Here is a 13,478-nt window from a genome sequence, read left to right on the forward strand (position 1 = left end):
GCATTTTATTCCACAAAAACTAATTTTTTAATTTCATGACCCTATGTAAGTAAATTACTTAAGAATAAAAATCGTTAACAGCTCTATTTATACAAAAAACTTATATATATATAATTTACAGCAAGTCTCTAAAAATGTAGGTTTTTCGTTAACACATAGTTACTAGTAACCCACATTTTAGTTTTAATGAATATGAAAACATAGCGATTTCATGACAAACACTGGCGTTACTAATAGTTACAAAGTGGTATGATTTCAAGTATTTTGAAGTTAAACAAGATGGATAATACGATTTTTATGATACTATTAAAAATAGTAGATACGGAACATCTGCTAGGATAACAGCTGTTGCGATTTCTGCAACCTAGCTATAACAATTTTCAATCCCTCTAGAATCTGCTCTTATTTAAAAGACGCTAGCAGACGATGTTCCGAACTGTAACAGGGGGACAATACGCTAGTAATCCAGGGAATAATATGTCTGACAAAAATTCAACGATTATCTATACATTAACGGACGAAGCGCCGTTATTAGCAACCTATTCACTTCTACCTATTATCGAAACATTCACGTCAACAGCGGGAATTGATATCGTTAAAAGTGATATATCTGTTGCAGCCAGAATTCTGGCCGAATTTCCAGATTATTTAACTGAAGAACAAAAATTATCTGACAACCTCAGTGAATTAGGCCGTCTGACACAAGATTCAAACACTAACATTATTAAACTGCCTAACATCAGTGCATCAGTACCACAGTTACAAGCAGCTATTAGTGAATTACAATCTCAAGGTTTCAACATTCCAAACCTGCCAGAAAATCCACAAACTGACGAAGAAAAATCACTTCTACAACGCTACTCGAAAGCACTTGGTAGTGCGGTAAACCCTGTACTTCGTGAAGGTAATTCAGATCGTCGCGCACCAAAAGCAGTTAAAAATTTCGCCCGTAAACACCCGCACTCAATGGCTAAATGGAGCCAAGCATCACAAACTCACGTTGCACATATGCGTGAAGGTGACTTTTACCACGGCGAAAAATCAATAACGCTAGATCGTGCCCGCGATGTAAGAATGGAACTGCTTACAGATACTGGCGAAAGTATCGTACTGAAAGAAAAAATAGCATTACTTGATGGCGAAATTATAGATAGCATGTACATGAGTAAAACGGCGCTATGTGATTTCTACGAACAAGAAATGCAAGATGCTTACGAAACAGGCATGATGTTTTCTCTACACGTAAAAGCAACGATGATGAAGGTATCTCACCCGATTGTATTTGGTCACGCGGTAAGAATTTTCTACAAAGACGCGTTTGCAAAACACGATGAGTTATTTAAAAAGCTTGGCGTAAATGTAAATAATGGTTTATCTAACCTTTATGACAAAATTGCTGACTTACCAAGTTCACAACGTGAAGAAATTCGTCGTGATTTACACGCATGTCACGCTAATCGTCCAGAGTTAGCGATGGTTGATTCCGATAAAGGCATCTCTAATCTACACGCGCCAAACGATGTTATCGTTGATGCGTCTATGCCAGCGATGATCCGTAGTGGCGGTAAAATGTGGGGTGCTGATGGTCGTCCAAAAGATACTAAAGCCGTTATCCCTGAATCAACGTTCGCCCGTATTTACCAAGAAATAATCGCATTCTGTAAAACCAACGGCGCATTTGATCCAGTCACTATGGGTAGCGTACCAAATGTTGGTTTGATGGCACAAAAAGCCGAAGAATACGGTTCACACGACAAAACGTTTGAAGCACCAGCAACAGGCGAAGCACGTATCGTGGATATCGAAACGGGTGAAGTACTGATGACCCAATACGTTGAAAAAGACGATATCTGGCGTATGTGTCAAGTTAAAGATGCACCAATCCGCGACTGGGTTAAACTTGCAGTAGCTCGTGCACGTGATTCCGATACTCCCGTCGTATTCTGGCTTGATCGCTACCGTCCGCATGAAAATGAACTGATCACTAAGGTAAATGAATACCTTAAAGATCACGACACTGAAGGTTTAGACATTCAGATCATGTCACAAGTACGTGCGATGCGTTACACACTTGAGCGTGTTGTTCGTGGCCTAGATACAATTTCAGCTACAGGTAATATTTTACGTGATTACCTAACCGATCTATTCCCAATTATGGAACTAGGTACAAGTGCTAAAATGCTGTCTATTGTTCCGCTAATGGCGGGCGGTGGCTTGTTTGAAACAGGTGCAGGTGGTTCAGCACCAAAACACGTACAACAGTTAGTAGAAGAAAACCATTTACGTTGGGATTCACTCGGTGAATTTCTTGCGTTAACCGTTTCTCTAGAAGCCGTAGCGAAGAAAACAGACAGCATTAAAGCTAAAGTACTTGCTTCAACGCTAGATCAAGCAACTGAAATGCTCCTCGACAACGGTAAGTCACCGTCTCGTCGAACAGGTGAGTTAGATAACCGTGGCAGTCATTTCTATCTGTCTCTGTTCTGGGCTAAGTGCTTATCTGAACAGACCGAAGACACAGAACTCGCTGCACAATTTACGCCTTTAGCTGCAAGTCTTGCTGAAAATGAACAAAAAATTGTCGAAGAGCTAAATTCAGTTCAAGGCAAAGCTGTCAATATTGGTGGCTACTTCAACGCAGACCCAACTAAATTAGAAGCAATTATGCGCCCAAGTAAAACATTCAATGATTTACTGAGTACTGCGCTTAGCTAAGTAATAACCGTTACGTATATTCAGCCCGCAATAGATTAATCTATTGCGGGCTTTTTACTTTTTATATTCTAAAGACACTAGCCACATTCAATTAATATATCGCAAATATATTCCTCCGATTCCTCATCATAATTTTGATGTCTCTTGTGACTAAAGCTTTCTTTTTAGAAATCGTGATTTAAAATAGTATATGAAAGGTGACTATGACGTAGGATCAAATGTTGCGATAAATAGGAAGCAAAGATCACGACAATTACGTCTAAAGGTATGCATGGTAAAATTTAGAAACGATATAAATGGGTTAAGAGCAATCGCACTTATTGCTGTCGTATTGTTCCATTTTAATCCGAGCATCGCGCCCGGAGGTTTTGCTGGTGTCGATATTTTCTTTGTCATTTCTGGTTTTTTAATGACTGGTATTATTTTTAACGGATTAAACACAGATTCATTAAATTTAGCTGATTTTTATTTATGCAGAGCAAATAGAATAATTCCCCCGCTCGCAGCCCTTTGCTTCACATTATTATTTGTTACTTGGTTTATATTACCGCCATTTGACTATCTAACCTTAGGTAAGCATGTCGCTAGCAGCATCACTTTTCTATCAAACATTACTTATTTTTATGAGTCTGGTTACTTTGATGCTAGCGCCTATGAGAAATGGTTACTGCATACTTGGTCATTGTCCGTAGAATGGCAGTTCTATATTATATATCCCATTATACTGCTGTTTTTAAAACGCTATTTGTCTCTCGAAAATTTAAAACGCCTATTAATCGTAGCGACTATCCTAGGCTATATCTTTTGCGTTATAGCAACAGAAAAGTGGCCGACATTCGCTTATTACTCTCTCCCAACCCGCACTTGGGAAATGTTGCTAGGCGGTGTCGCTTATTTCTACCCAATAAAATTACACGAAAATCAAAAAAGAGTACTCGAAGTTATCGGTATTACGTTAATGTTATTATCATTTACGCTTACGTCTAAAATGACGCCTTGGCCGGGCTACGTGGCTTGCGTGCCTGTATTTGGTACCTATCTCATTATACTGACTAACCGAGAAACGAGTATATTGACTAATAACAGATTATTTCAAGCCCTCGGAAAATGGTCATACTCAATCTATCTCTGGCATTGGCCTATTGCGGTCTATGGCGTGTATTATCAATTGGATAACTGGGTGCCAATTGGCATAGCATTATCTGTGGTTTTTGGTGCACTTAGTTATTATCTCATTGAACAAAATCAGTTTAAAAACCGAAAAAACACACTTGCTTTTACACTAATAACGACCTTGGCTTTTGTCGTATTTTATAAATCGACCCCCTTTCTGTTATATCAAATATCAGGTATGCCGAAACACATTATTGCCGCCAATTTAGACCAATCAGATAAAGGTGAACTTTATACTTGGCAAATGATGAACACATTAAAAAAGAACAAAATTGATAACGATAAATTAAATGTTATGTTTATCGGAGACTCTCAATCTGCAGATTTTGTTAATGTCATCAATGAGAAAGTAAGTGTCATTAATAATGACCGAATTAATTTTATGGCTCAAAAGATATCAGCCAAATGTGGCGTTTTCTACCACATACCTAAGTCATTAAATGCGCTCTACGATAGGATTAATATCGGCGAGAAAAAGTTACGTAAATGTGCCGCAAAAATCAGAAAAATAACCGCTGACTCTCGCTTAGTCAATGCAGACTTTATTTTTCTTGCGATGAATTGGCGTAATTGGTCTTTAGACTATAATCTCGACGCAATTAAACAGATAAAACAAAAAAATCCACAAGTAAAAATATACATTATCGGTAATAAAGGTATGCACAAACCACTGCCCATTATAATGGTTAATGCCTTTAAAGATGATCAAAATGTAAGCGAACTCGTGTTCAAATCACTACCTGAAACGAATATTAAAAATAATGATTTCTTCCGTGAAAATCAGAATGCAGGTTATCAATTTATTAATATGACTTACGCATTCTGCCCAGTTAAAAAATGTAATGTCGTCGATAAAACTGGCCTGCCATTTTACTATGATGAAGTACATATAACAAAACAAGGAGCTATGTATCTCTCTGACAGGCTAAAACCACTATTACCCCCAGAGTTTTATGCACCCTAAACAGATTTACCGTAAGCTGAACCTAACAAAAATACCTAACATTAGTCGCTTTCATACCAATGTGTTTTAGCCGCTAATTAAATTACCCTTTATTAAATTTATCTAAATTAAATTACCTTATAAATAGCCCTTCAAAATTTGCTACAATTGCCTCATAAGCATTTTAATTATTAGCGATACCATGTCAAAACCAGCACCAGCAAAACCAAAACTAACTCTAGGTAGAAAAAAGGGCCCATCTGAACAGGCTAAAAAGAGCCAAATCAGCTACTCCAATACGGTAAAACCACGTGGTAAAAGCAATCGCCCACAACATACTAAACCAAAAGACGCTGGCCCAACACAAGTGTATGTATTCAATAAACCTTACATGGTACTAACTCAGTTTACTGATGCAGACAACCGTGAAACCTTAAAAGACTATATCAAGGTGCCGGATATTTATGCAGCTGGTCGCCTAGATCGCGACAGCGAAGGGTTATTATTGTTAACCAACAATGGTCGCCTCCAAGCAAAACTAACTCAACCTGGTGAAAAAACAGAAAAGACCTATTGGGTCCAAGTTGAAGGTGAACCAAGTCCAGAAAAACTGAACGATTTACGTTACGGCGTGGTATTAAAAGATGGATCAACGCTGCCAGCTAAAGTTGAAATAATGACAGAGCCTAAGGTATGGCCACGTGTACCGCCAATTCGTGAACGTCAAAATATTCCAACCACTTGGTTAGCTATTACCATAATAGAAGGCCGCAACCGTCAAGTACGTCGTATGACAGCACACATTGGACACCCTACCCTACGTTTGATCCGCTATAGCATTGGTCCTTGGACGTTGGATAACATCCAACCAGGTGAACTAGTTGAAAGCAGTATTAACATGATGAATTAGTACCAAAGTCTGTTTTTGCGCTAGCCTTCATGGTAAAATTCGCGCGATTGGATCTTAGGATCCTAAGAACAGAAACTAACTGTGGCCAGAACACCTATTTCAGTTATATATTTAATACATTAGCAAAAAAGCCTTTAACTTTATTTGCATTACTACAAGAGTAATTAAAAGGTCCTATGACAAATAATACAATCGACGCCAGTACTAAAGCGTTAAATAGTACTAAAAAAGTAATCGTTGGCATGTCCGGCGGTGTTGACTCATCTGTTTCTGCTTACCTATTACAACAGCAAGGTTATCAAGTAGAAGGCCTGTTCATGAAGAACTGGGAAGATGACGATAATGATGAATATTGTGCCGCTGCTGAGGACCTAGCAGACGCACAAGCAGTATGTGATAAATTAGGTATCGAGTTACACGCTATTAATTTCTCTGCTGAATACTGGGATAACGTATTTGAATACTTCTTAGCTGAATACAAAGCGGGTCGTACACCAAACCCAGATATTCTTTGTAACAAAGAAATCAAATTTAAAGCATTCCTGCAGTTTGCATCAGAAGTACTTGCTGCTGACTATATTGCCATGGGTCACTACGTTAGCCGTCGTCAAAAAGCCGATGGCACCTTTGAAATGTTACGAGGCTTAGACAGCAATAAAGACCAAAGCTATTTCTTATACACGTTAGATCATATACAGGTTTCACGTTCATTGTTCCCTGTGGGTGAATTAGAAAAACCAGAAGTACGTCGAATAGCTGAAGAACAAGACCTGATAACAGCAAACAAAAAAGACAGTACTGGTATCTGCTTTATTGGGGAGCGTAAATTCACTGAATTTTTAAGCAAATATCTCCCTGCACAGCCAGGTAAAATTGAAAGTGTTGATGGCGAAGAAATTGGTGAACACCAAGGTCTGATGTACCACACACTAGGTCAACGTAAAGGCCTCCATATCGGCGGTATGAAAAACAACAATAGCCAAGAACCTTGGTATGTAGTCGATAAAGATATGGAGCGTAACGTATTGCTTGTGGCACAAGGTCACAATCACCCACGTTTATTCTCGACGGGGTTAATGGCATCGCAACTCCATTGGGTTAGTCGTGAACCATTAACACAGTCATTACGTTGCACTGTAAAAACACGCTATCGCCAAACGGATGTACCTTGCTTAGTGACTCCAATCGGCGAAGACCAAATTGAAGTAACTTTTGATAAACCTGAACTTGCGGTTACCCCAGGTCAATCAGCGGTATTTTACCTTGATGACGTTTGCCTAGGTGGCGCAATTATTGATGTTCAAATTAGGGGCTAACAGTGTCAACTAACTTCCAAGAATCAAATATAGCCTTTGCTGGCGTTTGTCAGGCTGCTGCACTTGTACACCAACTTGCAACAACTGGCAATTGTGATGATACACAATTAAGTAATACTTTACGCTGTGTGATCGTAACGGATCCAAGCCAAACTATCGAGGTTTATGGCGAATACGAAAACCTAGAACTCGGTTATAAGACCCTAGTGGCACAGCTAAGTAATACATCTACAGGGCCAGATAGCGCATTAACACGCTACATGATTGGTCTTGTTGCGTTAGAGCGTAAACTTGCGAAACGCAATGACATTCTTGGTATGTTAGGTGAACGTATCTCACAAGTGAAACGTCAAGCTCATCACTATGAGCTAACGGATGCACAAATTTTAAGTAACATGGCGTCAATTTATGTGGACTTAATCAGTCCACTTGGCACCAAAATCCAAATTGCAGGAACCTCAAGTTTCCTACAACAAACATTGGTGAGAGATAAGATCCGTGCGGTATTATTCGCCGGTATTCGCTCAGCAGTGTTATGGCGACAAACAGGCGGTAAACGTCGCCAAGTAGTTTTCAATCGTAAACACATGGTAGAGCAAGCTAAACAACAATTAGCTCGAATTTAACCTAAACACACCCAGGAGTAAGTAATGGAATTATCAGCGTTAACAGCTGTTTCCCCGGTCGATGGTCGCTACGGTAGCAAAACAGTAGCCCTGCGTTCAATTTTTAGTGAATTTGGTCTAATCAAATACCGTGTACAAGTAGAAGTTCGTTGGTTACAAAAACTAGCTGAATGTGACGCGATTGCAGAAGTACCAGCGCTAAGCGTTGATGCTAACGCTGCATTAAACAGCATCACAGATAACTTCTCTGAAGCTGACGCTGCACGTATTAAAGCAATTGAAAGCACAACAAACCACGATGTTAAAGCAGTTGAATACTTCCTGAAAGAGAAAGTGGCTGATAACGCAGAACTACATGCCGTTTCTGAATTTATCCACTTCGCTTGTACTTCGGAAGATATCAACAACTTGTCTCACGCGTTAATGTTAACGGAAGCACGTGAAACAATTCTTTTACCTTACTGTGAAAAGCTTATCGATAGCCTAACAGTATTAGCAAAAGAATATGCTGCTGTACCATTATTATCACGTACTCACGGGCAGCCTGCGTCGCCAAGTACGATGGGTAAAGAATTTGCTAACGTTGTTGTACGTTTACGCCGTCAAATGCTACAAATAGCTAATGTTGAAATCTTAGGTAAAATCAACGGTGCTGTAGGTAACTACAACGCACACATCTCAGCTTACCCTGATGTTGATTGGAATGAATTCTCTGAAGAGTTCGTTTCTAGCCTAGGCGTTGTATGGAACCCGTACACAACGCAAATCGAACCGCATGATTACATCGCTGAACTGTATGACGCAATTGCACGTTTCAACACAATCATTCTTGATTTTGACCGTGACATCTGGGGTTATATCTGCCTAGGTCACTTCAAGCAAAAAACAATTGCTGGTGAAATTGGCTCTTCAACAATGCCGCACAAAGTTAACCCGATTGATTTTGAAAATTCAGAAGGTAACATTGGTATTGCTAACGCATTATTCAATCACCTTTCTGCAAAATTACCGATTTCTCGCTGGCAGCGTGACTTAACAGATTCAACGGTATTACGTAACCTTGGTGTTGCTATCGGTTATTCTGTTATTGCATACGAGTCAACGTTAAAAGGTGTAAGTAAATTACAACTTAACGAAGAAGCGCTACGTGCAGACCTTGATCGTAACTGGGAAGTTCTGGCTGAGCCAATCCAAACAGTTATGCGTCGTTACGGCATCGAAAAACCATACGAAAAGCTAAAAGAGCTTACACGTGGTCGTCGTGTTGATGGTCCTACTATGCAAGAGTTCATCGATACACTAGAGCTAACTGATGCAGTTAAAGCGGAATTAAAATTAATGACGCCAGCGAACTACATCGGTCGTGCTGTTGAGTTCGTTAACGAACTTTAATTAGCCGCTAGATAAAAATGAAGCCCAAGTTTACTTTTAACTAGAAAAGTAAACGTACCTAGAAAGTAGAGTATGCTTGGGCTTTTTTGCACCGATTAACGCCCTAATCGTTTCAGTGCAAATATTGAGAAATCATTACTTTTCACATCAATATTATTTAAGCTAATCGCTTTATTACTAATGATTGCAAGTTCAACGAGGTAGCATTAAGCTGTCTAATAAATAACGCACGAACAGAGATTGGTTAACAAATTAGATCCAATTTGTGTGTATCCCCTTATAAAACAGAACCGATTGTTAAACAAATGATGAAATAGTTTGTTATTTCTTCGTCTTTTTTGTGCGCCAGCTATCACTTCAATTTTATAAAGCAATAAACCTAAAACTGAAAAAATACACATTAACAATACATAACTTCAAAGTGAAATCAAAAAACATCACTTTAATTTCAATCCGAAACCGCCATTCAGTCATTTGTAAAATATACGTTTGAAGTTCAGTTCCTATCTTGAAAGTAATCGCCATACACGGATAATCAGCACATTATCTACATTTGATTAACCAAGGATTTACACCATGAATGGATCATTTCTTATTGAAGCATTTCAAGCACCCTCAACCTGCGCGCAAAACTTAGGTGATTTTTTTAATAATTTAGGTGCAGATCCTTACCTTGAAAGTAACTGTCGATTCCGCGCATTTTCTCAATACCAAAAGACCGAAACGCAATTTAAAAAATTAGATACAAGTACCTTCATGCAGTCATCTGATGTAAACCGTCTTATCGGTAATGTTGAGCGCAAGTTCGAGGACATCTCATCAGCACTTGACCAGCACCCTGATTTTCAAAATTTATTAAATGCATTTCTTGAACGAACAAACGTCGATACCACAAAACAACCGATTGGTGTTCACCAGATTCGTGTCGTTTGTTCACAAGATCAGTCTGGGTCACCAGCACCCGAAGGTATCCATCAAGACGGTTTTGATTTTGTGGGTATTTTCTGTGTAAAAAGAGATAACATCGCTGGTGCATTTACACAGATATTTTCATCGCCAGTTGACCAGCATCCACACATGAGCACCACGTTAGAAGAAAACCAATTTATCATTTTTAATGATCGTCGCTATTACCACTACGTAACAGAAACACTTCCAGATCAACAAGATGCAACCGGACTACGCGACGTATTTGTTTTCACCGCTTGATCTATAAAAGCAGCAACCAAAACATCACTCACACTCAGAGAACAAGATTACTCTTTGCATAAATAGAAGATGCAAAAGTAACAAGAAATTTATTAAAGGAACAACCTATGAACTTATGTATTGAGTCAATCCGCCAAGCTTTCCCAGCTTTACAACAGCAAGTAAATGGCGAGTCAGTGTACTTTTTTGATGGTCCTGGTGGCTCACAAGTTCCACAATCAGTGCTTGATGCAATGACTGCTTATTTAGGTAAATATAACTCGAACCTTGGCGGTCGTTTTTTTTCAAGTGAAAAAACCGTTGATGTGATGCGTGACGCACGCCTAAGCGGCCAAGCATTACTTAATACTGAATCACCAGATAATATCGTGTTTGGTGCGAACATGACGTCACTTACGTTCCAATTAAGCCGTGCGATTAGCCGTGATTGGCAAACGGGTGATGAAGTCATCGTTACTTCTCTCGATCATTATTCAAATGTATCAACGTGGCAGCAAGCTGCGGATGACAAAGGTGCAGTAGTGCATCAAGCTCGTATTAATGAAGCCGATTGCACGTTAGACAGCGAACATTTAATCTCGTTAATTTCCAACAAAACTAAATTAGTGGCTTTAACGTTTGCATCAAACACCACAGGCTCATTGGTCGACGTGAAGCCAATTATTGAAGCGGCTCATGCAGTGGGTGCTAAAGTGTATATCGATGCGGTACATTACACGCCACACAAACTTGTTGATGTACAAGCATTAGGTTGTGATTTCCTCGCCTGTTCAGCCTATAAGTTCTTTGGTCCTCACGTAGGTATCGCTTACGTGGCCCCTCAGTGGTTGCACACCTTATCACCATACAAAGTAGAACCCGCTACAGACCAAGGGCCAGGTCGATTTGAAACTGGAACACAAAGTTTTGAAGCGCTAGCTGGATTTAGCGCTGCCGTTGAATATCTTGCGCATGCAGGTGATGAAGCACTACCGTTACGTGAAAGGCTTGTACAAAGTTTTGAGCTATACCAAATCCATGAACAAAAATTAAGCCAACACTTCCTTGCTAAGCTAGCACAATACAGCAACGTGACCCTGTATGGAATTAATGATATAGACCGATTAGCAGAGCGTACCCCAACCTTCTCTATCCGTATTGATCATGCATCACCAGAAGATGTATCTGGCCTGCTTGGTCAACATAATATGTGTGTTTGGAATGGTCATTTCTATGCGATTGGCTTATGTAAACAGCTAGACATCTTAGATAAAGGTGGAGTGATCCGCATTGGCTTTATGCATTACAATACCACCAACGAAATTGATGCTTTATTTGATGTATTAGCAACAGTATTGATTAAATAACCAAAGTAATATCTCTATATTTAGCCATACCGTTATGGGTATTTAGCTATAAAAATCCCCTTTATCGTGAAATAAAGGGGATACAAAAAACCAATAATTAAGTTCGGTATTCCATTAGCCGATATCACTGTCCGACTTGTTTACCGGATCATTAGTTGGTGCTTTAATCACCGACTGTTTGATTAGATTATGATTACCCGTCAGTAAATCTTCCAGCGAACCATTTTCTTTATCAACGAGTCCAATCTCTTTAAGCATATTATCCACCAGCGGTGCATTAGCACGATAATTTAATGCCGCCATAGTGACTTGCTCAGATAGGCTTTGTGGCGCAGATGAGCGCTCATCATTCGACCCAACACCAGTAATGCTGTGACCGTTATTGCCACCATACCCTTGCAAGATCTTGATGCCTTCAATATTCTCTAATGGCTTAACCGCATTGGCAATTAACTCTGGTAGTACTTGTAAAATAGCCAATGATTTTTGTAGGTCTATCTGCTCAGTACTCAAAAGATTATCCGCCTCATAACGCGAACGTTTACCGGCAGCTTCAACTGCATACACTTTCTCGTTTGCTTCAGCGTTCAGTTTTAACGCATCCGCTGATGCTTTTGCTTCAATTAAAATTGATTCAGCATTATCTTCTGCAGCTTGTTTTCCCGCATGTGCTTGAACGGTAATACCAACAGCTTCACGCTCGGCTTCTTTCGTTGCCGCGATAACTTCAATTTGCTTGTCACGGTTTGCTTGCGCAACTTCACGTGCAGTAATAACAGCTTCTTCTTTTTCTACTTTGTTCTTCTCTGCTTCCGCCGCTTTAGCACGCGCTGCAGATTCTTCTTCAGACTTAACCGCAACTGCAATTTGCTTTTCTTGCATCGCAACCTCAATGTCACGCTGCTGTTGAATTCTAGACTGCTCTAATACTTTTATTTTTTCAATTTCCGCTGTTTCAATGAATTTAGCTTTTTCAATCTCAGCAGCTTCAATTGCTCTTTGCTTTGAGATTTCAGCTTCACGTTCTTCCTGTGCTCTTTGCTCTCGCTGCTTAACAATCGTCGCCTGTTGCTCTGCTTTTCGCATTTCAAGAACTTGCTCTTGGTTTAATTGTGCATTCTGTTTTTCTTGTTCAATTTCTAATGATTGTTTCTCTGCAAGTACATTACGTTGCTCAATAAGAATTCTATTCTCTTGCTCAATGTCATTGGTTTCTTTACGTTTACGCTCAATAATCTGAGCAAGTAACGCACGACCTTCAGCATCGAAGGCATTATTTTTGTTGAAGTATTGTAGGTCAGTTTGATCAAACCCTGTTAACGATACCGACTCAAGTTCCAGTCCATTTTTTTCTAAATCATTCATCACACTCTGCTGCACTTTTTGCACAAAGTCAGAACGCTTTTCATGCATTTCTGTCATCGTCATTTCAGCCGCAACAGCACGTAAAACATCGACAAATTTAGATTCCATTAACTTTTTCAATTCTTCCACGCGCATGGTTCTAAGACCAAGTGTCTGCGCCGCCATTGAAATACCTTCTTTAGTCGGTGCAACACGTAAATAGAAGTCGGCTTTTACATCAACACGCATACGATCTTTGGTGATCAATGCATCTTTTTGAATTTTTTCTACTTCAATGCGTAAGGTATTCATACTGACAGGAATGGTTTCATGCAATACCGGTAACACCAACATTCCGCCATCTTTAGCAATCTTTTCGCCACCCATTCCCGTTCTCACAAAAGCCACTTCTTTGGTTGAGCGCACATACAACTTGGCAACAATAAGACCGATTGTCAGTAATGCAACAACGGCAATGCCCGCCATGGTTAATGTGAACGTGAG

General features: G+C 39.6%; 9 protein-coding genes. 8 read left to right on the top strand and 1 reads right to left on the bottom strand.

What is annotated here, in order from left to right; translation table 11 throughout:
• Positions 1-477: 477 nt before the first annotated feature.
• From BT797_RS07815 to BT797_RS07850, 8 genes are all read left to right on the top strand, one after another.
• Entirely contained in the window at positions 478-2,715 is a 2,238-nt protein-coding gene (locus BT797_RS07815) for an NADP-dependent isocitrate dehydrogenase (RefSeq protein WP_045111296.1), read from the top strand.
• 271 nt (positions 2,716-2,986) lie between these two features.
• Entirely contained in the window at positions 2,987-4,852 is a 1,866-nt protein-coding gene (locus BT797_RS07820) for an acyltransferase family protein (RefSeq protein ID WP_075471594.1), read from the top strand.
• 181 nt (positions 4,853-5,033) lie between these two features.
• Positions 5,034-5,741 (top strand): pseudouridine synthase, encoded by a 708-nt coding sequence (locus BT797_RS07825; RefSeq protein ID WP_045111298.1) that lies wholly within the window; start codon positions 5,034-5,036, stop codon positions 5,739-5,741.
• Between the two features lie 176 nt (positions 5,742-5,917).
• Entirely contained in the window at positions 5,918-7,057 is a 1,140-nt protein-coding gene (gene mnmA, locus BT797_RS07830; RefSeq protein ID WP_045111299.1) for a tRNA 2-thiouridine(34) synthase MnmA, read from the top strand.
• A gap of 2 nt (positions 7,058-7,059) precedes the next feature.
• Positions 7,060-7,683: a high frequency lysogenization protein HflD gene (hflD, locus tag BT797_RS07835; RefSeq protein ID WP_045111300.1), complete on the top strand. Its 624-nt coding sequence runs from the start codon at positions 7,060-7,062 to the stop codon at positions 7,681-7,683.
• Between the two features lie 24 nt (positions 7,684-7,707).
• Complete coding sequence (purB, locus tag BT797_RS07840) at positions 7,708-9,075, top strand: adenylosuccinate lyase (RefSeq protein ID WP_075471596.1); 1,368 nt, start codon at positions 7,708-7,710, stop codon at positions 9,073-9,075.
• 576 nt (positions 9,076-9,651) lie between these two features.
• Positions 9,652-10,284 carry a 2OG-Fe dioxygenase family protein gene (locus BT797_RS07845; RefSeq protein ID WP_045111302.1) on the top strand — a complete coding sequence of 211 codons (633 nt, stop codon included), beginning with the start codon at positions 9,652-9,654 and terminating at the stop codon, positions 10,282-10,284.
• 107 nt (positions 10,285-10,391) lie between these two features.
• Positions 10,392-11,630 carry a cysteine desulfurase-like protein gene (locus tag BT797_RS07850; RefSeq protein WP_045111303.1) on the top strand — a complete coding sequence of 413 codons (1,239 nt, stop codon included), beginning with the start codon at positions 10,392-10,394 and terminating at the stop codon, positions 11,628-11,630.
• Positions 11,631-11,744: 114 nt separating this feature from the next.
• Here BT797_RS07850 and BT797_RS07855 read toward each other — a convergent pair whose 3' ends face one another.
• Positions 11,745-13,460, bottom strand: a complete 1,716-nt coding sequence (locus BT797_RS07855; RefSeq protein ID WP_370443631.1) for a flotillin family protein — start codon at positions 13,458-13,460, stop codon at positions 11,745-11,747.
• Positions 13,461-13,478 lie beyond the last annotated feature (18 nt).

It is taken from the genome of Moritella viscosa (genome assembly GCF_900120065.1).
Lineage (GTDB): Bacteria > Pseudomonadota > Gammaproteobacteria > Enterobacterales > Moritellaceae > Moritella > Moritella viscosa.

What these genes read in the sequence shown, in the direction of transcription:
- BT797_RS07815 (WP_045111296.1), top strand. Translation starts at nt 478, where the DNA reads ATGTCTGACAAAAATTCAACGATTATCTATACATTAACGGACGAAGCG.
- BT797_RS07820 (WP_075471594.1), top strand. Translation starts at nt 2,987, where the DNA reads ATGGTAAAATTTAGAAACGATATAAATGGGTTAAGAGCAATCGCACTT.
- BT797_RS07825 (WP_045111298.1), top strand. Translation starts at nt 5,034, where the DNA reads ATGTCAAAACCAGCACCAGCAAAACCAAAACTAACTCTAGGTAGAAAA.
- mnmA (WP_045111299.1), top strand. Translation starts at nt 5,918, where the DNA reads ATGACAAATAATACAATCGACGCCAGTACTAAAGCGTTAAATAGTACT.
- purB (WP_075471596.1), top strand. Translation starts at nt 7,708, where the DNA reads ATGGAATTATCAGCGTTAACAGCTGTTTCCCCGGTCGATGGTCGCTAC.
- BT797_RS07845 (WP_045111302.1), top strand. Translation starts at nt 9,652, where the DNA reads ATGAATGGATCATTTCTTATTGAAGCATTTCAAGCACCCTCAACCTGC.
- BT797_RS07850 (WP_045111303.1), top strand. Translation starts at nt 10,392, where the DNA reads ATGAACTTATGTATTGAGTCAATCCGCCAAGCTTTCCCAGCTTTACAA.
- BT797_RS07855 (WP_370443631.1), bottom strand. Translation starts at nt 13,460, where the DNA reads ATGGCGGGCATTGCCGTTGTTGCATTACTGACAATCGGTCTTATTGTT.